The sequence below is a fragment of the Saccharopolyspora gloriosae genome (genome assembly GCF_014203325.1).
Classification (GTDB): domain Bacteria; phylum Actinomycetota; class Actinomycetes; order Mycobacteriales; family Pseudonocardiaceae; genus Saccharopolyspora_C; species Saccharopolyspora_C gloriosae.
Genome location: NZ_JACHIV010000001.1, coordinates 6,035,356 through 6,055,564, shown reverse-complemented (window position 1 = coordinate 6,055,564; position 20,209 = coordinate 6,035,356). Strand labels below are relative to the sequence as shown.

Annotated in this window: 16 protein-coding genes and 2 riboswitches; of the genes, 6 read left to right on the top strand and 10 right to left on the bottom strand. The window is 72.3% G+C overall.

Translation table 11 applies throughout. The features are described 5' to 3' along the window. Positions 1–267: 267 nt before the first annotated feature. Positions 268–942, bottom strand: a complete 675-nt coding sequence (gene thiE, locus BJ969_RS26270; RefSeq protein WP_184483391.1) for a thiamine phosphate synthase — start codon at positions 940–942, stop codon at positions 268–270. Between the two features lie 75 nt (positions 943–1,017). Further along, a riboswitch (TPP riboswitch) is annotated at positions 1,018–1,127 on the top strand. On the opposite strand from thiE, the gene thiO reads away from it, so the two are divergent. The 3 genes from thiO to thiG all read left to right on the top strand — a co-directional run bounded on the left by thiO (position 1,117) and on the right by thiG (position 3,201). Beyond that, positions 1,117–2,250: a glycine oxidase ThiO gene (thiO, locus tag BJ969_RS26265; protein ID WP_184483389.1), complete on the top strand. Its 1,134-nt coding sequence runs from the start codon at positions 1,117–1,119 to the stop codon at positions 2,248–2,250. (Overlaps the previous riboswitch by 11 nt.) Next, positions 2,241–2,441: a sulfur carrier protein ThiS gene (thiS, locus tag BJ969_RS26260; protein WP_184483387.1), complete on the top strand. Its 201-nt coding sequence runs from the start codon at positions 2,241–2,243 to the stop codon at positions 2,439–2,441. The genes thiO and thiS overlap by 10 nt, the downstream gene beginning before the upstream one ends. A gap of 1 nt (position 2,442) precedes the next feature. Continuing rightward, entirely contained in the window at positions 2,443–3,201 is a 759-nt protein-coding gene (gene thiG / locus BJ969_RS26255; RefSeq protein WP_184483385.1) for a thiazole synthase, read from the top strand. A gap of 522 nt (positions 3,202–3,723) precedes the next feature. On the opposite strand, the gene BJ969_RS26250 is transcribed toward thiG, so the two are convergent. From BJ969_RS26250 to thiC, 3 genes are all read right to left on the bottom strand, one after another. After that, on the bottom strand, positions 3,724–5,691 hold the full coding sequence (locus BJ969_RS26250) for an FUSC family protein (protein ID WP_184483383.1): 1,968 nt from the start codon (positions 5,689–5,691) through the stop codon (positions 3,724–3,726). Between the two features lie 254 nt (positions 5,692–5,945). Next, a complete protein-coding gene (gene thiD / locus BJ969_RS26245; RefSeq protein WP_184483381.1) occupies positions 5,946–6,809 on the bottom strand; it encodes a bifunctional hydroxymethylpyrimidine kinase/phosphomethylpyrimidine kinase in 864 nt (287 codons plus the stop codon). A 234-nt stretch (positions 6,810–7,043) separates the two neighbouring features. After that, on the bottom strand, positions 7,044–8,693 hold the full coding sequence (thiC, locus tag BJ969_RS26240) for a phosphomethylpyrimidine synthase ThiC (protein ID WP_184483379.1): 1,650 nt from the start codon (positions 8,691–8,693) through the stop codon (positions 7,044–7,046). After that, positions 8,687–8,812: riboswitch (TPP riboswitch) on the bottom strand. It overlaps the preceding gene by 7 nt. A gap of 125 nt (positions 8,813–8,937) precedes the next feature. Between thiC and BJ969_RS26235 the strand changes: the two genes are divergently transcribed. Continuing rightward, entirely contained in the window at positions 8,938–9,333 is a 396-nt protein-coding gene (locus BJ969_RS26235) for a Uma2 family endonuclease (RefSeq protein ID WP_221315943.1), read from the top strand. 3 nt (positions 9,334–9,336) lie between these two features. Here BJ969_RS26235 and BJ969_RS26230 read toward each other — a convergent pair whose 3' ends face one another. Further along, entirely contained in the window at positions 9,337–9,918 is a 582-nt protein-coding gene (locus tag BJ969_RS26230; RefSeq protein WP_184483375.1) for a peptide deformylase, read from the bottom strand. 366 nt (positions 9,919–10,284) lie between these two features. Here BJ969_RS26230 and BJ969_RS26225 point away from each other — a divergent pair, with 366 nt between their 5' ends. Next, complete coding sequence (locus BJ969_RS26225) at positions 10,285–10,617, top strand: DUF3263 domain-containing protein (RefSeq protein WP_246458483.1); 333 nt, start codon at positions 10,285–10,287, stop codon at positions 10,615–10,617. Then, on the top strand, positions 10,617–11,258 hold the full coding sequence (locus tag BJ969_RS26220; protein ID WP_184483371.1) for a LytR C-terminal domain-containing protein: 642 nt from the start codon (positions 10,617–10,619) through the stop codon (positions 11,256–11,258). The genes BJ969_RS26225 and BJ969_RS26220 overlap by 1 nt, the downstream gene beginning before the upstream one ends. A gap of 376 nt (positions 11,259–11,634) precedes the next feature. Here the strand turns inward: BJ969_RS26220 and BJ969_RS26215 are convergent, their stop codons facing one another. The 5 genes from BJ969_RS26215 to moeA all read right to left on the bottom strand — a co-directional run bounded on the left by BJ969_RS26215 (position 11,635) and on the right by moeA (position 20,133). Continuing rightward, complete coding sequence (locus tag BJ969_RS26215; protein WP_184483369.1) at positions 11,635–13,857, bottom strand: AAA family ATPase; 2,223 nt, start codon at positions 13,855–13,857, stop codon at positions 11,635–11,637. 573 nt (positions 13,858–14,430) lie between these two features. Further along, positions 14,431–15,366: a CDP-diacylglycerol--serine O-phosphatidyltransferase gene (gene pssA, locus BJ969_RS26210; RefSeq protein ID WP_184483367.1), complete on the bottom strand. Its 936-nt coding sequence runs from the start codon at positions 15,364–15,366 to the stop codon at positions 14,431–14,433. Beyond that, positions 15,363–16,100, bottom strand: coding sequence for a phosphatidylserine decarboxylase (locus BJ969_RS26205; protein WP_184483365.1), 738 nt, complete (start codon positions 16,098–16,100; stop codon positions 15,363–15,365). The genes pssA and BJ969_RS26205 overlap by 4 nt, the downstream gene beginning before the upstream one ends. A 722-nt stretch (positions 16,101–16,822) precedes the next feature. Next, the gene (locus tag BJ969_RS26200; RefSeq protein WP_184483363.1) at positions 16,823–18,784 is read right to left on the bottom strand and encodes a M48 family metalloprotease; all 1,962 of its coding nucleotides are present in this window, start codon (positions 18,782–18,784) and stop codon (positions 16,823–16,825) included. A 104-nt stretch (positions 18,785–18,888) separates the two neighbouring features. Next, positions 18,889–20,133, bottom strand: a complete 1,245-nt coding sequence (gene moeA / locus BJ969_RS26195; RefSeq protein WP_184483361.1) for a molybdopterin molybdotransferase MoeA — start codon at positions 20,131–20,133, stop codon at positions 18,889–18,891. Positions 20,134–20,209: the final 76 nt, after the last annotated feature.

Genomic DNA, 20,209 nt, shown 5'->3' with positions numbered 1-20,209 from the left:
CAGCTCGTTTTGCATGTTGTCGTGGTCGTTTTGCTCGGGTGGTGGGGTGGCGGAACCTCAGCTGCTTGCTCGCTGCGGGATCTTTTTCCCGAGTGGCTCCGCCACGAGGGAAAAAGCTGTCCTCGCGAGCAAGCAGCTGAGAACCCGCGGCGGTGCCGGTGGGCAGGGTGGTCGCTGCTCAGCGGCTTCGCCGCTGACAGGACAACGACCACGCCTCGTGGCGGGGCCACTTCGGAAAGGGGGCCGAAGCTGGAAGAACGCTCGCCGTCAGGTCGGGAGGCCTGCTCGGAGTGATTCGGCGGCGGACTGGGGGTCTTCGGCTTCGGTGATCGCGCGGACCACGACGATTCGTTCCGCGCCTGCCGCGACCGCTTCGGCGAGGTTCGCGTGGTCCACGCCGCCGATCGCGAACCACGGCCTGCCGTGCCCGCGGTGCTCCGCGGCGTGGCGCACCAGCTCCAGCCCCGCCGCCTCGCGGCCCGGCTTCGTCGGCGTCGTCCACACCGGGCCGGTGCAGAAGTAGTCCACGCCCGGTTCCGTGGCCGCCGCGTCCGCCTGCACCACGTCGTGCGTGGAACGGCCGATCACCACCTCGTCGCCGACGATGCGCCGCGCCGCCGGCACCGGCAGGTCGTCCTGACCCAGGTGCAGCACGTCCGCCTCCGCGGTCAGCGCCACGTCCGCGCGGTCGTTCACCGCCAGCAGTGCGCCGTGCCGCACGCACGCCTCCGCCAGCACCTCCAGCGCGGCGAGCTCCTGGCGCGCCTCCAACGGCGCGCCGCCGGAGGTCTTGTCCCGCAGCTGGATGATGTCGACGCCGCCGGACAACGCGGCCTCGGCGAACTCGGCCAGATCACCCCGCTCCCCGCGCGCGTCGGTGCAGAGGTACAGCCGTGCGTCGGCGAGCCGCGTGCGGATGCCGTAACCGTCCAATCCGGGCATGCCCCCAGGGTATCCGCAGCGGGGGAGGGCACCGGCCGGATGCTGACCTCACCTGGCGGAGTGAGTACGGTGGGTGGTGGTCCGCACGGGAGTCCGGAGAAGAACCGGACTGAGAGGGGGCGACCGCCCCGACCGTCGAACCTGATCCGGGTCATGCCGGCGCAGGGAGCGTAGATGTCGCAGCAGTCAGCCGTCACCGTCGTGGGCGGCGGGATCATCGGTCTCGCCGTCGCGTGGAAAGCCGCGCGCGCGGGGCACCGCGTCCAGCTCGTCGACGCCGGTGAACGCGCCGCGTCGTGGGTCGCAGGTGGCATGCTCGCGCCCGTCGCCGAAGCGTCCCCCGGCGAGGAGGAACTGCTCGAACTCGGCTCCGACTCGCTGCGGCGCTGGCCCGAGTTCGCCACGGAACTGGCCGCGGACTCCGGCCTGCCCACCGGACTGCGCCGGGAAGGCACGCTCGTCGTCGGCGTCGACGGCGCCGACCGCGCCGAACTGGACATGCTCGCCGACCACCTCGCGTCCCGCGGGCGCAGCGTCACCCGGCTCACCGGCCGGGAACTGCGCCGCGCCGAACCGTCGCTCGGCCCAGCCGTGCGCCGCGGCCTGGAAGTGCCGGGCGACCTCGCCGTGGACAACCGGGTGGCGCTGGCCGCGCTGCGGAAGGCGGCGGCAGCGGCGGGCGTCGACTTCCGCGACGGGCGGGCGCTGCGGGTGCGGCCCGGCGCGGTGGAACTCGCCGACGGCACCGCGCACTGCGACGTCGCGGTGATCGCCGCCGGCGCCCGCTCCGGCGAGCTGCACCCCGGGCTGACCGGGCGAATCCGGCCCGTGAAGGGGGAGGTGCTGCGGCTGCGGGCGCGCGCCACGGCGCTGCCGCCCCCGACCCGGACCGTGCGCGGACCGGTGCACGGCAGGCAGGTCTACCTGGTGCCGCGCGACGACGGCGGACTCGTCGTCGGCGCCACCCAGTACGACGCGGGCTACGACCTCGACGTCACCGTCGGCGGAGTGCGGGACCTGCTCGCGGACGCGGAACGGCTGGTGCCGGGCCTCGCCGAGTACGCGCTGGTCGAAGCCATCGCCGGACACCGGCCCGGCACGCACGACAACCTGCCGCTGATCGGCGAGCTGGAACCCGGCGTGCTCGCCGCGACCGGGCACCACCGCAACGGTTTCCTGCTCGCACCGATCACCGCCGACGCGGTGCTCGCGGCGCTGTCCGGCGCGGAACCCACCGCGACCGCCGCCGACCCCGGGCGAGGCGCGCGGCCCGTTTCCCACGACAGAGGAGGGCAACCGTGCAAGTAGTGATCAACGGATCGGCTCGGCCGGTGGACGAGGACGCCACGCTCGCCGCGGTGCTGGCCGAGTTCGGCGTGCCCGAACGAGGAGTCGCCGTCGCCATCGACGGAACCGTGGTGCCCAGGGCCTCCTGGGCGGCCACCGAACTGCACGACGGCGCCGCCGTCGAAGTGCTCACCGCGGTGCAAGGAGGCTGACGTGGACGATCCACTGGTGATCGCCGGGCGCGAGTTCGGCTCGCGGCTGATCACGGGAACCGGGGGCGCAGCGAACCTGTCCGTCCTGGAACGCGCGCTGCTGGCCTCCGGCACCGAGCTCACGACGGTCGCGATGCGCCGCGCCGACGCGGGCGGGCGCACCGGCGTGCTCGACCTGCTGCACCGGCTCGGCATCGAAGCGCTGCCCAACACCGCGGGCTGCCGCACCGCGGCGGAAGCGGTCCTCACCGCGCAACTGGCGCGGGAAGCCCTGGAGACGAACTGGGTGAAGCTGGAAGTCGTGGCCGACGACGACACCCTGCTGCCCGACCCGGTGGAACTGCTCGACGCCGCCGAACAGCTCGTCGACCAAGGATTCGTGGTGCTCGCCTACACCAACGACGACCCGGTGCTGGCGACCCGGCTCGCCGACGCCGGCTGCGCGGCCGTGATGCCGCTGGGCTCGCCGATCGGCACCGGCCTCGGCATCCGGAACCCGCACAACATCGAGATGATCGTGTCCCGCGCGACCGTGCCGATCGTGCTCGACGCCGGCATCGGCACCGCCTCCGACGCGGCGCTCGCGATGGAACTGGGCTGCGACGCGGTGCTGCTCGCCAGCGCCGTCACCCGCGCCCAAGACCCGGAACGGATGGCCGCCGCGATGCGGTCCGCCGTCGAGGCCGGTCGGCTCGCCGTCGGTGCGGGCCGGATTCCCCAACGCTTCTGGGCCACCGCCTCCAGCCCCGCACGTTCTTGAGGGGGAATTGCCCGCCCGGTCGTTTTGCTCGGGTGGTCGGGTGGCGGAACCTCAGCCGGTCTCTCGCTGCGGGATCTTTTTCCCAAGTGGCTCCGCCACGAGGGAAAAAGCTGTCCTCGCGAGAGACCGGCTGAGAACCCGCGGGTGGGCCACTTTTTTGACGTGGGCTATGTGCTTCGCACATACGGGCACGGCTTCGCCGCAAGGCAGGCGGGACTTCGTCCGCCCACTGCACGGCTTCGCCGCAAGGCAGGCGGGACTTCGTCCGCCCACTGCACGGCTTCGCCGCGAGGCAGGCGGGACTTCGTCCGCCCACTGCACGGCTTCGCCGCGAGGCAGGCGGGACTTCGTCCGCCCACTGCACGGCTTCGCCGCGAGGCAGGCGGGACTTCGTCCGCCCACTGCACGGCTTCGCCGCGAGGCAGGCGGGACTTCGTCCGCGAAGCAGGCGTGCTTCGCCGCCCACGGCACGGCTTCGCCGCCCACGGCAGGGTTCCGCTGGGAAGGCGGGGGCTTTCGGGGTCAGCGGATTCTGAGGCGTTCTGTTCGGACGAAGTTGATGGTGTAGCTCTTCCAGGGTTCGTTGCCGAGGGTCTGGTCGATGGCGGCGCGGGCGTGCAGCGCGTTCTCGACCAGCGAGCTGGCCAGCAGTTCCGTGGCGGGGGCGCCGGTGGACTGGATGTCCGGGATCTTCGCCGTGCTCCGCCCGCTGAGCAGCTGGTCCACCGCCTTGAGCGCGGGCACCGCGACCGCCCGCTCGTTCTCGGGGCGGAACGCCAGCGTGGCCACGTCCTGGCGCAGCGCGTCCAGCGCGGTCGCCGCCGCCCGCGTCGCGTCCTTGTCCTCGTCGGACTCGGGGTCGTCCAGCAGCGCGGGCATGCCCAGCAGGTCCTGGGTGCGGCGCAGCGCCAGCACGTGCGCGGAGCGCATCGCGGCGTGCACGTCGTGGCCCTGACCGGCGGCGCGCACGCTGCGCAGCAGCTCCGACACCGACCACACGGTGGAGCGGATGGCGCCGCGCACGTCGGGGACCATGCTGCTGGGCAGCACGATGAAGCTGATGTAGCCCACGCCGAGCGCGATGGCGGCGCCGACGGCGGTGTTCGAGGCGAAGCTGATCGCGATGTTCGCCAGCGGGCGGTCCAGCCGCATCGCCTGGTCGATCACGGTCACGACGATCAGCGAGCTCAGCAGCACCTGGTAGTCGGTGCGCAACCGCTCCACCCCGAGCAGCATGCCCGCGACCACCACCGGGACGAGCAGGTAGACGCCGGGCAGCACGGTGATCAGCACCGACAGCATGACCACGCCGAGCACGGCGCCGCCGGTGCGTTCCAGCGCGCCGTTCATGCTGTCCCGAGCGGCGGGCGCGAGCACCACGTACAGCCCGAGCAGCAGCGTCGAGGCCGACGGGTCGTGCAGCAGCAGCACGATGACCATGCCGACGCCGACGGCGAGCGTGCAGCGCAGCGCGTGCCGGAACAGCGAGGAGCGCAGCGACAGGTGCGCCTTGATCCCGCCGAGGGCCCGCTGGCGGCGGCCGCCGGGAGCGGGCGGGCTGGCCGCGGCCTCGGTGCGCTGCACGACGGCGCCGCGGATGCGGTCGAGTCCCTCGTTCATGCCGCGCACCGCTTCGGGCAGGTCCTGCCGCCCGCCTTCGGCGACGACGGCCTGCGCCGGGTCGACGCGCGCCATCGCGGGCAGTCCGCTGCACGCGCGGGAGCGCACGGCGCGGGCGAGTTCGGCGGCGACGAGGTCCGCTTCGACGACGATGCGGTGCAGGCGTTCCGCTTCGACCCGATCCGCCTGCTGCGCCTGGGCCAGCAGCGTTTCGCGGGCGGCGCGGAACCGGGCGGCACCGGCGAGCACCTGGCCGAGCCACGTGCTGGAGCCGTCCGCGCGCCACGCGCTCGCCGCGATCTCCAGCACGCCCGGACCGGGTTCGAGCAGGGTGCGGGACACGGCGTGCCGGGTGGCGCGGGTGGGGTCGCCGATCCCGATGAGCACGCGCAGGACCAGCGCGAACACCGCGCCCGCCGCGGTGGACAGGAACAGCATCCACGCGGGCTGCCCGGCGCCGATGCCGGTGGTGGTGGCGACGAGGGTGGCGGCGGCGAAGGTCTGGCCGCTGACCCGGTACTGCTCGCCGAGCGCGGGCAGCATGCCGGAGCCGAACACGACCGCCGCGACCAGCAGCCCGGCCAGCACCGGGATGCCGTCCAGCAGCGGCCCGACCGCCATCACCAGCACCAGCGCGGGCCCGAACCACGAGAACCGGTGCAGGTCCGAGCGCAGCGACTGGCCCCCGGCGGCGACCAGCGCGAACACGGCGGTGAGCCCGCCGATGAGCGCGGGCGTGCGCAGGTCGAGCAGCCAGCCGACGGCGGTCGCGGCCACCGCGGTGACCAGCACCGCCATTGCGTACTGGCGTTGTCTGAGGTCGGGGGCACCGGCCTCGGTGTTCAGCCCGGCGATCAGCCGGTTCTTCATGGTCGTCCACCCGGATGCTGCCACGGCGGTCGCTTCGCTCCTGACGTTCTCGTTGCGTGTGCGGGGGGCAGGCGCAGCGCGCGCGTCGCCGGTGCTCACCGGCGGGGGCTGCCGCATGCCTCACGCTTTATGTCGACGAAACCCGCCTTGTGAGTTACCCGTGGCGTTGAAAATCACCCGATCCGGTAACTCAAGTCTCGATTTCGGCCTGTTCCGTGGTCGAGCCCGTCTCAACTACGCGTCTGTCCGCCGGATCAGAGCGAGCGCGGGCTCACCCGCCAGAACGTCGACACCGGCCCCACGCCCGAGCCGAGCGGGTACGCGTGCTCCACGCTGCGCGTCACGAACCGCTTGCCGGCGGCGACGGCGTCCGGCATCGACGCGCCCTTCGCCAGCGCGGCCGTGATCGCCGAGGCGAACACGTCGCCCGCGCCGTGCGTGTGCTCCGTCGAATAGCGCGGGCCGGGCAGCGGGATCGCGTCGGTGCCGTTGAACAGCAGGTCCACGCACTCCGGGTCGTCGAGCAGGTGGCCGCTCTTGATCAGCACCCAGTCGGGGCCGAAGTCGTGGATCGCCTTCGCCGCGTCCAGCAGGTCGTCCCGGCTGCGCGCCTCCAGGCCGGTGAGCAGCCGGACCTCGTCGAGGTTCGGCGTCACCAGCGTGGCGCGCGGGAAGGCCTGGTAGCGCAGGGCGTCGAGGGCGTCCGGGCGCAGCAGCGGCTCACCGCTGCGGGACGCGGCGACGGGGTCGACGACGAACGGGGTGCGGCCGGTGCGCCCGATGCCGTGCTCGTCGCAGACCGCGACGACGGCTTCGATCGTCGCCGCCGACGACAGCACCCCGGTCTTCGCCGCGTCCACCCCGATGTCGGAGGCGACGGCGGCGATCTGCGCGGCGACGGTCTCCGGCGGGATCTCCACGAGCCCGGTGACGCCGACGGTGTTCTGCACGGTCACCGCGGTCACGGCCGTCATGCCGTGCACCCCGCAGGAGAAGAAGGCCCGGAGGTCGGCGTGCATGCCGGCGCTGCCGCCGGAGTCGGAACCGGCGATGGTCAGCGCCGTCGGCGGCGCCGTGTCGTGCGCCGGTTGTCGCAGGTGGGCGGGTGTCGCGTGCATCCGGCCCATGCTACGACCCCTTCCCGCCGACGATCCGGCCCGTGTGGAACCTGCCGATGCGAAACACCCGAGCACTGCCCGCCGTGCCCGGAAGCGAGTGAACGGACCGTTCGTCCGAACCCGTTGGGCAAGCGGTCCGTTCACCTCGAATCGGGAGCGCCGCCGCGGGTGCTCGGAAGCGGGTGAACGGACCGTTCGTCCAGCCGGATGGGACGAACGGTCCGTTCACTCCGGTCAGTTGACGATGGGGAGGTAGACCTCGCCGCCGGAGCCGGTGAACTCCTCGGACTTCTCCCGCATGCCTTCCTCGATCGCCTCGACGCTGGTGAGGCCGTGCTTCTCGGCGTAGTCGCGCACGTCCTGGGTGATCTTCATGGAGCAGAACTTCGGCCCGCACATCGAGCAGAAGTGCGCGGTCTTCGCGGGTTCCGCGGGCAGCGTCTGGTCGTGGTAGGCCTTCGCGGTGTCGGGGTCGAGCGCCAGGTGGAACTGGTCGGTCCAGCGGAACTCGAAGCGCGCCTTCGACAGCGCGTCGTCCCACTCCTGAGCGCGCGGATGCCCCTTGGCGAGGTCACCGGCGTGCGCGGCGATCTTGTAGGTGATCACCCCGGTCTTCACGTCGTCCCGGTCGGGCAGTCCGAGGTGCTCCTTCGGCGTGACGTAGCAGAGCATCGCCGTGCCGGCCTGCGCGATCATCGCCGCGCCGATCCCGGAGGTGATGTGGTCGTAGGCGGGCGCGATGTCGGTGGTCAGCGGCCCCAGCGTGTAGAACGGCGCCTCGTCGCACAGCTCCTCCTCGAGCCGCACGTTCTCCGCGATCTTGTGCATCGGCACGTGGCCGGGGCCTTCGATCATCACCTGCACGTCGTGTTCGCGGGCGATGCGGGTGAGCTCGCCGAGCGTCTCCAGTTCGGCGAACTGGGCGCGGTCGTTGGCGTCGGCGATGGAGCCGGGGCGCAGGCCGTCGCCGAGGGAGAAGGTGACGTCGTAGTCGCGCAGGATCTCGCACAGCTCGGAGAAGTGCGTGTAGAGGAAGCTCTCGCGGTGGTGCGCCAGGCACCACGCGGCCATGATCGAGCCGCCGCGGGAGACGATGCCGGTGACGCGCTGCGCGGTCAGCGGCACGTACCGCAGCAGCACTCCGGCGTGCACGGTCATGTAGTCGACGCCCTGCTCGCACTGTTCGATCACGGTGTCCCGGTAGATCTCCCAGGTCAGCCGGGCCGGGTCGCCGTTGACCTTCTCCAGCGCCTGGTAGATCGGCACGGTGCCGACCGGCACCGGCGAGTTGCGCAGGATGCGCTCGCGCGTCTCGTGGATGCGCTTGCCGGTGGACAGGTCCATGATCGTGTCGGCGCCCCAGCGGGCCGCCCACACCATCTTCTCGACCTCCTCCTCCACCGACGAGGTCACCGCCGAGTTGCCGATGTTCGCGTTGACCTTCACCAGGAACTTCTTCCCGATGATCATCGGTTCGCTCTCGGGGTGGCACCGGTTGGCGGGCAGCACCGCGCGACCGCGGGCGATCTCGTCGCGCACCAGCTCGGCGGGCAGGTCCTCGCGGGCGGCGACGAACTCCATCTCGCGGGTGATCACGCCCGCCTTCGCCCAGGCCAGCTGCGTCCGGTGCTCGGCGGACCAGCCGGCGCGGGTCTCCGGGAGTCCTTTGTGGACGTCGATGGTCGCGGTGTCGTCGGTGTAGGGCCCGGAGGTGTCGTAGACGTCGAGGTGCTCGCCGTTGCTGAGCTCGATCCGGCGGGCGGGCACCCGCAGGCCGCCGACCTCGCGGTGCACCTTGCGGGAACCGCTGATCGGCCCGGTGGTCACACCGGTCCCGGTGGCATTCGAGTCCGCAGTGGACAGAGGGGGACGCACGTCGGCCATGGCCGTTCACTCCCTACGCCGGCATTATCCGGTCAGGTTCAGGCGGTCGGCGGCCCCGGATCGGATGATCCAGCCGCCCTCTCAGCCCGCTTCCGGTGCGAGCTCCCGCGATCAGTTGTCGGCGCCGACGTTAGCCGCGCCGCCACGGTCTGCCAAGCCCCGATTCGGGTCGATGACGGCGCGGCGGATCAGGGATAGGCTGTCTAGCAGGGAAAACGAACTCTTGTCAGACCTGGAGGTTACAGTGCGCGACGACACCAGCACAGGAGGTGATCGCGTTGTGAGTGCTGCACCGGTGCTCCAGGAATCGTCCTGGGAGACGTTTCTGCTGGTGGCTTTGCGGGAGCGAATGACACCGGCGGTCGTGTTGCCGGGCGAAGACGCCCTGCTCGCCGTGGAGATCACGTCGAAGAGCGGTGCCGAGACCGACCGCGGCGCCAAGCACAAGGCGTACGCGCAGGCCGGAATTCCGCTGTACCTGCTCATCGACCGCTTCGCGCCGCGCTGGCCCACGGTCACGCTGTTCTCCGAACCCGATGGCGACGCCTACCGGGAATCGCACGCCGTCCCGTTCGGGAAGCCGATCGAGCTGCCGTCGCCGTTCGACGTCACGCTGGAAACGCAGGACTTCCCGCGGTGAGGCTCAGTCCTCGTCGTCGGCGAACGGGTCGCCTTCGACCGCCGGGTCCCAGGAGTGGCCGGGAAGGCCCCAGCCGTTGCGCTTGACCGCTTTCTTCGCCGCGCGCGCGTTGCGCCCGATCAGCCGGTTCAAGTACAGGTAGCCGTCCAGGTGGTCGGTCTCGTGCTGCAGGCAGCGGGCGAAGAACCCGGTGCCCTCGACCTCCACGGGCGAGCCGTCCACGTCGAACCCGGTGACCTTCGCCCAGCTCGCCCGCCCGGTCGGGAACGCCTCGCCGGGCACCGACAGGCAGCCTTCCCAGTCATCGTCCGGGTCCGGCATCGTCTCGGGGATCGCGCTCGTCTCCAGCGTCGGGTTGACCACCACGCCGCGGTGCCGCACGCCCTCGTCGTCGGGGCAGTCGTAGACGAAGACCCGCAGGTCGACGCCGATCTGGGTGGCTGCGAGCCCGGCACCGTTGGCGGCGGTGTTCGTCTCGAACATGTCGTCGACCAGGGTGCGCAGCGCCTCGTCGAAGTGCTCGACGGGGCGGGTGGGGTGGTGCAGAACCGGGTCGCCCACGATGCGGATCGGGTGAACAGCCATGCGGCGGAGGATATCGGTACGCCGCCGCGACCCGCCTCGGGCGTGGCCGTTCGCGCGGCGCGCGACGCCCATCGGAGTGATCTTCGTCGGGCGGTTCGCGGATCTCCGCCGAGGGCGTGTTGGCCGCGCACGGCCTTCGGGGACGCGTGATGTAATGGGGGCGGAATCACACGCGTGTGATTCCGGCGAACGCGGGGGTCCCCGGATCGCGACGCGAGGAGCCAGATGGACGCCGCCCAGATGCTGACCGTGCACGAGATCGCCCGGCAGTGCGAGGAATTGGCGCGTACCGACGGGCAGCGCGAAGCGGCTCCGGAACCGGTGCCCGGCAGGCACTTGCGGCCGGTCGACCCGCCCACCGAGCCGCTGCCGCGAGTTCCCGCCGAACCGTCCACATCGGACGATTCGGCGTTCGCGGAACGGGCGGCGGGTGCCTCGGCCGATCGGGAGCTCGGCGATCGCGAGCTGAGCATCCTCGCGTTCGAACGGCAGTGGTGGAAGGGCGCGGGCGGCAAGGAACGGGCCATCCGCGAGCTGTTCGACATGTCCGGCACGCGGTACTACCAGGTGCTGAACAACCTGTTGGACGACCCGGCGGCGGCCAGGGTGGATCCGATGCTGATCAAACGTTTGCGCAAGGTGCGGGCGAGTCGGCAGCGTGCCCGGCAGGCCCGCCGACTGGGAATCGAGTGGCACTGATGACTTCCGGGGAACCCCCGACCAGCCCGTCCGCCGCGAAGATCGGCGGTTACGCCCTCATCGGAGCGGGCGCGCTCTCGGCCGTGATCGGCCTGACGACCTTGGTCTCCGGCGGCTCGGATGACGCCGCGGCGCCGCCGGTCGATCAGCAGCAGACGGAGGCGCCGCTGCCGCCGTTGCCGCCGCTGCCCGCGAGTTCCGAGGAACCGCCGCCGTCCTCGTCGATCGCGCAGCCGCCGCCCGCCGCCGAGGAGCCGCCGCAGCTGCCGGATCCCGAGCCGCAGGCCCCGCCGGTGAACCAGCCGCGCCCGGAAGCGCCGGACGCCGAGCACGGCCGGCAGCACATCGTCGTGCGGGTCTACAACAACAGCACCATCAAGGGCTTGGCGCACCGGGCCGCCGACGACTTCCGCAGCGTCGGCTACGAGGTCCCGGAGGTCGGCAACTACGCGCGCGGCACGATCCCCACGACGACCGTCTACTACCGCCCCGGCACCGCCGAGGAGGCGCAGGCCAAGGAGGTCGCCGCTGCGTTCCAGGCCCGAGCGGAACCCCGCTTCGAAGGAGTCGGCGACGCGAGCCCCGGCGTAATAGCCATCATCACCAACGACTACAAGGGCCTAGGCAAGGGCGGCAAGTAACCCCCGCTCCAGCAAAGCCCCCGTCCCAACGAAACCGCGCCCCAGACAGGCAAACCCCCGCCTGCGTGCCTGGCGGCGAAGCCGTGCCTTGGACGAGCGAAGCGAAGTCTGCCTGGCGGCCGAAGGCCGTGCCTCGCGGCGTAGCCGTGCAGTAGGCGGGCGAAGCCACGCTTGCCTTGCGGCCGTAGGCCGTGCCTGTATGTGCGAAGCACATAGCCCACGTCAAAAAGCCGCTCACCCGCGGGTTCTCAGCCGGTCTCTCGCGAGGACGGCTTTTTCCCTCGTGGCGGAGCCACTTGGGAAAAAGATCCCGCAGCGAGAGACCGGCTGAGGTTCCGCCACCCGACCACCCGAGCAAAACGACCGGCTCAAACCCTCAACGACGTGAATCAGCGTAGGACTGCAGGGTTGCTAGTTGGTCGGGGTCCAGCGAGGGGCGGACTGCTCGGCGGGCGGCGTCGAGGTGCGCGGCGGAAACTTCGGCGGCGTCGAGGGATTCGCGCATCGCGGTGAGCGCGGCTTCGCGGACGAGGGCGGCGCAGTCGGCGGCGGAGTAGCCGTCGAGGTCGGCGGCCACCGCAGCCAGGTCCACGTCGGGGGTGAGCGGGGTGTTCTTCGCCGCGGAGCGCAGGATTTCCGCCCGCGCGTGCTGGTCCGGCGGCGGGACGTAGACCAGGCGTTCCAGTCTGCCGGGGCGCAGCAGGGCCGGGTCGACGAGTTCGGGGCGGTTGGTCGCGCCGAGCACCACCACGTCCCGCATGGGTTCGACGCCGTCGAGTTCGGTGAGCAGCGCCGCCACGACGCGGTCTCCGACGCCGGAGTCGCTGGATTGGCCGCGTCGCGGTGCGAGTGCGTCCACTTCGTCGAGGAAGATCAGGGTGGGGGCGGCGTTGGCGGCGCGCAGGAACAGTTCGCGCACGGCTCGTTCGGATTCGCCGACGAACTTGTCCATCAGTTCGGCGCCTTTGACGGACAGCACGTTGAGCCGTCCGCTGCCCGCGAGCGCCCGGATCAGGAACGTCTTGCCGCAGCCCGGTGGCCCGTACAGCAGCACGCCGCGCGGTGGTTCCACGCCGAGCCGGGTGAACGAGTCCGGGTAGCGCAGCGGCCACAGCACCGTTTCGGTGAGCGATTGCTTGACGTCGACCATGTTGCCCACGTCGTCCAGGGTGAGCCCGCCGGTGCGCAGGTCGTCCGATGTGGACATCGAGATGGGGCGCACGGAGGACAGCGCGGCGATGAGGTCGTGCTGGGAGAGGGTGGGTTCGGCCGCGTTGTCGCGGTGGCGCAGCGCGGCGCGCACCGCGGATTCCCGGCACAGCGCCACCAGGTCGGCCGCGGCGAAGCCCGGTGTCCGTTCGGCGAGTTCGCCGAGTTCCACGTCGGCGGCGAGCGGCGTGTTGCGCAGCAGCACGCGCAGCAGTTCCACGCGGGTCGCGGAGTCGGGGAGTCCGATGGTCAGTTCCCGGTCGATCCGGCCGGGTTCGCGCAGCCGGGGGTCGACGGATTGGGGTTGTGCGCTGGTGACGACGATGGCGACCCGCTCGGCGTTCATCGCGGCGGTGAGCGCGTCGAGCGCGACGGTCGCCAGGGGCGGCGGTTCGGTGGCGGGCAGCAGGCTGTCCACGTCGGTGAGCAGCAGCACGCAGTTCCGGCCGTTCGCGGCGATCTCCGTGGCGCGGTCCAGGGATTCTTGGAGGCGTCGGGCGGCGCCGCGGGATTCGAGGGCGGCGATGCTGGGCGCGGTGACTTCGACGAGTTCCGCGGACACGGAGGCCGCGACCGAGCGCACCAGGGTGGCTTTGCCGACACCGGACGGGCCGCTGACGAGCACGCCGAGCCGGGCGGTGGCGCCGAGCCGGTGCAGCAGTTCCGGTTGTTCGAACGACAACCGGAGCCATTCGGCGAGCCGGTTCGCGGTCTCGCGCGATCCGGCGAGGTCGCTGACGGGGACGGCGGGTTCGGTGGGCGCCACCGGGGAGGGAGGTGCGGCGGGGCCGACTTCCTCGGGTTCGGCGGGCGCGCTCGGGGCGGGTTCGGGGGAGCCGCGCCAAGTGACCACAGTGGACGGTTGCACGGTGGCGGGGCCGTCCGGATCGGTGGCGGCGATGGTGATCAGCTCGTTGGTCCAGGTCGTGCCGATCGACGCGGAGAGCCTGCTGCGGACCTGCCCGGCGTGGGCCGCCGTCGACGGGGCGAGGTCCTGCGGCAGCAGCGACACGGTGTCCCCCGGCCGGAAGACCTTGCCGGTCAGCGCCAGCCTGATCACTTCCGGCGGAGCCGCGGCGGTGGCGAGCCGGGAACCGGCCACCGTGACCCGCCGAGCGGGGGTCGCCCGCACCGGCGCGACGCCGACTTCGGCGCCTTCACCGAGTCCCAGGTTCATCAGGGCCACGTCGTCGACGAGCACCACGCCCGCCGGCCCGCCGCGGTCCGCGGCGGCGGCCAACGCCACCGTCACCCGAGCCCCGGTGAGCGCCACCGCGTCCCACGGCCGCAACCCCAACGCGTCGAGCACTTCCGGGTGCAACCGCACCACACCACGACGGGTGTCGGCAGCGGACGGCGACAAGCGAACGTTCAAGGTCAAGGACGGCACACCACCGACCCTAGCCGTCCCCGACCCCACCCCTCACCCGCAAACCCACCCCGAAGCCAGCGGGCACCCCTTACCGGCCCGAACCAACGCACCGAACGAAGGAAGCGAAGCCGAGCAGCAAGCGGACGAAGCCCACTTGCCTAGCGAAGGCCGTGCCTTGGGCGGCGAAGCGAGCCTGCCTTGCGGCCGTAGGCCGTGCTTCGCGGCATAGCCGTGCCTTGCGGCGGAGCCGTGCTCTGGGCGGCGAAGCAAGCCTGCTTTGCGGCCGTAGGCCGTGCCTTGCTCTGGGGCGGACGAAGTCACGCCTGCCCTTGCGGCGAAGCCGTGCCTTGCGGCGAAGCCGTGCCTTGGGCGGACGAAGTCACGCCTGCCTTGCGGCCATAGGCCGTGCCTGTATTCGCGCAGCGAATAGCCCACGCAAGCAAGCCGACCACCCGCGGGTTCTCAGCGTCCTTCTCGCGAGGACAGCTTTTTCCCTCGTGGCGGAGCCACTTGGGAAAAAGATCCCGCAGCGAGAAGGACGCTGAGGTTCCGCCACCCGACCACCCGAGCAAAACGACCGGGCGGGCAGTCTCAGCGAGAACGATTCCCGCGGAGCCCGAGGCGGCGCCAGCTCAGGCGGGGGCCGTCCGGTCCGCGGTTGCGTCCCCGCCGCATCCGCTGCCGCGCGCCCGCGAGCGCGCGCCGGGGGTGCGGTGGGCGCAGTCCGAGGCGGCGCTGGGTGCGCCTGCGGATGGCGCGCCGTTCGCGGGGCGCGGCGGCCCACGCTTCGGGGTGCCGGACGAGCCAGCGGTGCCGGTACACGGCGTACGGGATGTGGATCAGGTACACCAGCAGCGCCACGGCCAGCGAGATCAGCGGGAACATGATGATCCCGGCGGCCAGCACGGCCACCAGCACCAGCAGCGGCGCCATCAGTCGCGGGGGGACCTTGACGGTCTTCAGCGACAGCGTGGGCACCCGGCTGACGGCGAGGGCGGCCACGGCCACCATCCACACCATCACGACGGGTTGCTGCGCCCACCAGCCGGCGTAGCCGAAGTGCGCGGTGAGCACGAGCGGCAGCAGGGCCAGGAGTCCCGCGGCGGGCGCGGGCACGCCGACGAAGAACTCCTTGCTGAACGCGGGCTGCTCGGTGTCGTCGAGCAGGGTGTTGAACCGCGCCAGCCGCAGGATCATGCACACCGCGAAGATCAGCGCCGCGATCCAGCCCGCCCGGTTGTCCTGCAGCTGCCACGCGTAGAGCGTCAGCGCCGGGGCCACGCCGAACGACATCGCGTCGGACAGCGAGTCGAGCTCGGCGCCCATCCGGGTGGAGGCGTCGAGCAGCCGGGCGATGCGGCCGTCGAGCCCGTCCAGCACGGCGGCGACGGCGACGGCGGCGATGGCCCCGGTGAGCTGGTGGTTCAGCGCGAACTGCACCGCGGAGAGCCCGGAGCACATCGCCAGCACGGTGATGGCGTTGGGCAGCAGGCGGATGCCGGGCGGGGCGAGGCGCGCGCCGTTCATGCCCGCTCGCCACCGGTGGGGAGTTCGGCGAGCACGGTTTCGCCGCCGACGGTGCGCTGGCCGGGTTCGACGAGGATCCGGCTGCCGGCCGGGACGTAGAGGTCCACGCGGGAGCCGAAGCGGATCAGCCCGTAGGTGCGTCCGGCTTCGGCGCGGTCTCCGTCGCCGACGCAGCACACGATGCGGCGGGCGACCAGGCCGGCGATCTGCACCACGGCGAGCTCGTGGCCGTCGTCGGTGCGCAGCAGCAGCGAGTTGCGTTCGTTGTCCTCGCTGGCCTTGTCGAGGTCGGCGGAGAGGAACTTGCCGGGCCGGTAGGCGGCGTGCACGATCTCGCCGGTCGCTGGGAGCCGCTGCACGTGCACGTCGAAGACGGTGAGGAACGCGCTGACCCTGGTCATGGGCCGGTCGCCGAGCCCGAGTTCGGGCGGTGGGGTGGCGGATTCCACGTGCGCGACGGTGCCGTCGGCGGGGGCGACGGCGATGCCGTCGCGGGCCGGGGTGACGCGCTGCGGTTCGCGGAAGAACCACGCGCACCAGGCGGTGGCGATGCCGCCGAGCACGCCCGCGGGCCGCCACGCGCGGCGCAGCAGCAGGGTGGCGACGGCGGCGCCGAGCACGAACGGCTTGCCCGCCGGGTGCATGGGGGGCACGGTGTCGCGGGCCAGCTTGGCGAGGTGCGCGAGCGGGTTGCCGCTGGCGGGGGACGTGCCGGGTTCTGTCTGGGTGCTCATCGAGCTGCTACACCCCTGCGTCGGAGGTCGTGACCGCGGCGCGTCTGCTGCGCTGCGGCCGTGTCGGTACAGCATCGCCGACGTGCCCTCGGCGGCTGCGCCAGGGGGCGGAGTCGATCATCGGTGGTCGCCTCGCGGTGCTGACGATGTCCTTGGCCGCCCGCGGCGTCGCGGGCAGGTGCGGAGCCTGTCACGTCGTGGACTTCGCGATGCGCGGTGGGGAGCGTTCCGGGGCGCTATGCCTGCTCTGAACGGGTGAGGCGGTGCGCGGGCGCTCCGGGAGGCCGCCCGCGGCGGGCTTCCGGCGGGTGGCGGACCGCTCGGCGGGCGCTCGCACGGAGGCGCGTCGCGGTGGGTCGCGAGCCCGGTGGCCGCGGGGCGGGCGGGCTCAGCCGCAGGTGAGCGGGGGTGGACGTAAAAGTGCCGGGGTGGCCCGGCGCCCCCGAAGCGCCGGTGCCACCCCGGCACCAACCGCAAGGCGCCTCCCCGTTGGCGCCAAACGGTCCCCGATGTGGGCCCGTGCACCCCCCGACGGCACACGGAGCCCGGTGTCCGCTCCCTCCCTGGTGAGAGGGGGCTGACGTCTAGTGAGACGGAGTCGATCGACAGGTTGTTACGCAGTTTCCAGTGTAATTGAGCTCACACGAACTACGTAGCCGCTATTGGAGGACATTGCGGGTCGAGATTTGTAACCGAGAGTGACATTTTCGCCGCCGCATCCCTCACTCGTCCGAGGGCTCCCGGTGGTCGTCGATCCGCATCCGAGCGCCCATCAGCTCGCCCAGACCGCCGTAGGGGTCGCCGCGCTCATCGGTGTCCGCGGTGCTGCCCACGACCAGCACGGCCACGTCGTCCTCGCCCTGCTCGACCGCGTCCGAGCGGACCGTCGAGGACGAGGCGTCGTCCAGGTACAGCTCCAGCTTCAACGACCAGCCGGACCGCTCCTGGGTCAACGTCGTCGCCGCCACGTCCCGGCTGTCCACCCACTGCGCGTCCTGCTTGCTCCGCAGCCGCTCCACCGGGGCCACCAGCAGCTCGTCGAGCTCGTCGAGCTCCGACTGCCGCACCCGCGCCGACGCCCCGGCCAGCAGCCGCCGCGCCGTGCTCGCCGAGCTCGGCAGGAACACCAGGCCCCGGTCGGTCACCAGCAGGTCGTATCGCTCACCCGCGTACTGCACCGGGCTGACGATCCCCGACACCGACGGCTCCGGCTCCGCGGCGGGCTCCCTGGCGTGCTGCAACGGCACGCCCAGATCCACCAGCGCCCGGTGCAGGCCGGGGACGAGCCGCGGATCCGCCACCGCGGGCCGCACCAGCCGATCCGGGTCCAGCGGCCTGCCACCGCTGAGCCGCACCACCGAGTCGCCCGCCCAGTCCAGCTCGTGCTGCGCCCGGCCCGCGCACACCAGCGCGTCCACCACGGCACCGCCGAGCAGCTCCGTGAGCGTGTCCACCACGGCCTCGTCCACCCGATCCGGGTTCAACCCCGGGTTCAGCACCGGGTTGATCAGATCCGGGCCCTCGCCGCGGTGGATGGCGGCGAGCACGCCGCCGATCGCGGGCGGGCACTCCAGGCCGCTCTGCGCCACCGCGGAGCTCAGCAGCCCGGCCTGCCGGGCGACCTCCGCGGCCCCCGCCTTGCGGGCCAGGTCCGGCCACGGCAGCCGCGGGCCGAGCCCGTCGATCAGCAGCTTGTTCTCCAGCTCCGGCACGCTCTTGCGCGGTTCCCGCAGCAGCGCGAACGCCGGATGCTCCTCGGGTTCGCGGTCGCCGCCGCGCAGCCGCTTCATCGCCTCCACGCGGTCCCGCGTGGACGGGCGCACGTCGCGCTCCTCGGCGAGGGCCTGCTTGACCCGCTCCGCGAGCTGCGGCTTGCGCTCCGGGTGGTCCATGAACGCCCGGAACCCCAGCAGCAGGTCGGGGGTGTGCTCGACCTTGGTGGCCATGCTCAGGTACTGCTCGGCGTAGTCGCGCCAGCCGAGCTCGACCGCCTTCATCTTGCGCAGCGAGGTGACCGCCGCGCGCTTGCCGGCGGCCTTCACCGCGATGGTGTCCGCGCCGAACCACAGCTCGTCGCCGACACCGGAGGCCATCGCCGAGTAGGCGCGGGCGTAACCGGTGAACAGCCACTTCACCGGGCCGCTGGTGAGCCCGTTCGCGGTGCGCCGCACGCTGGTGTCGACCCGGTCGGCCAGCACGACCAGCTTGCTCGCGCCGACGGTGCGGCCCAGCTCGCGGGCGGTGACGGCGCGCAGTTCGCTGGTGGACAACCCGGCGATCAGGGGTAAGCCGACCTCCAGGTGCCGGGACCGGACCTTGAGGCCGAGCAGCGCGGTGTCCTCCCGCAGCCGGGCGGTGGGCTGCGAGGTCACCCGCACGTCGTCGGGCGAGGCGGCGCCCGACCCCGACGCGATCGAGTCGATCATCTTCCACACCTTCGGCTGCGCGGAGCGGGTCAGCTCCACGCCGCGCGGACGTTCCCGTCTGCGCAGCACCGTCCGCCAGCCGACGCCGATCAATGCGGCCACCAGGACCGCGGCGAGCCCGGCGCGCATGCCGCCGCCGAAGTCGAGGCGGACGGTGTACGCCGCTATCGCCAGCAGTCCCAGAACCAAACAGGCCGGGACGGCGAAGAAGCCGATGTGCAACGCCAGCGCCAGGGCGGCGCGCCAGGGGCCACGCACGGTGTTGAAACTCCTGAGTGAGGGGACGATTTTGCCCGCGATCCGGCTCCGTGAGCGGGAACACCGGAAGTGCGCTGGCAGTCTTAGCGGAAAACAGCCGGACGTCAATCCATCAGAAGTACGTCCACAGTGGAACCGGCTGGCAGTTCCGTGATCTCCTCCGGTATCTCGAGCAGGCAGTTCGCCGTGGCCATCGCGGACAGCAGGTGCGAACCGGGGCCGCCGTGCGGGGTCACCGTCCCGTCGGCCGCGTCGAACAGCGCCCTGCGGTACTGCCGCTTGCCGGCCGGGATCTCCAGCGGACGGGTCAGCGTCGCCTGCCGGGAGGGGCGTTCGGCGTCGCGGTGCCCCGCGGCCCGCCGCAGCGCGGGCCGCACGAAGATCTCGAACGACACCATGGCGCTGACCGGGTTGCCCGGCAGCGTCACCACGGCGGGTCCGCCGCGGTAGTGCCCGGCGCCCTGCGGCATGCCGGGCTGCATCGCGACCTTGGTGAACTCGACGCCGTTGCCCGACAGCGCGTCCTTGACCACTTCGTAGGCCCCGGCGCTGACCCCGCCGGAGGTGATGATCAGGTCCGTGGTCTCCAGGTGCGGAGCGAGCGCGGCGTGGAACGAGTCCACGTCATCGGGCACGAAGCGCAGCAGCTCCGGCTTCCCGCCCGCGTCGCGCACCGCGGCGGCCAGCATCAGGCCGTTCGACTCGTAGATCTGGCCGGTCCGCAGCGGCGAACCGGGCTCGACGAGCTCCGATCCGGTGGAGAGCACCAGCACCCGGATCGGCCTGCGCACCGGCAGCCGTGCGGCTCCGACGGCGGCGGCGATGCCCAGCTGGGTCGGGCCCAGCGAGGCGCCCGCCGCCAGCACCGCCGTGCCGACCTGCACGTCCTCCCCGGCGCGGCGCACGTGCGCGCCGGGTTGCGCGGAGGCCTGCACCTGCACTTCGGCGGTGCCGCCGTCGGTGCGTTCCACCGGCACGACCGCGTCCGCCCCGGACGGCACCTGGGCGCCGGTCATGATCCGGTGCGCGGTGCCGGGCAGCAGCGGTGGGCTGTCCAGCCGGCCCGCGGGCAGGTCCTCGCTCACCGGCAGCTGCACGGGGTGCTGCGGGCTCGCCTCGGTGACGTCGACGGACCGCACCGCGTACCCGTCCATCGCCGAGTTGTCGAACGGCGGCAGCGGGATCGCCGCGACCAGGTCCTCGGCCAGCGCCAGCCCGAGGCAGTCGGTCAGCGGCCGGGATTCCACGGGCGCCGGGGGCAGCAGCGTCGCGACCCAGGCCTGGTGCTCGCGCACCGGGGTCAGGCCGGAAGGTCCAGTTGCGTGGGGCACCGCACGATCATCGGTCATCGGGTACCGGGCTGTCGCCACCGGCGTGCGGAAAGTCGCCTCGGCGCGCGTGGCAGACTGCCAGCGATCGTGTGAG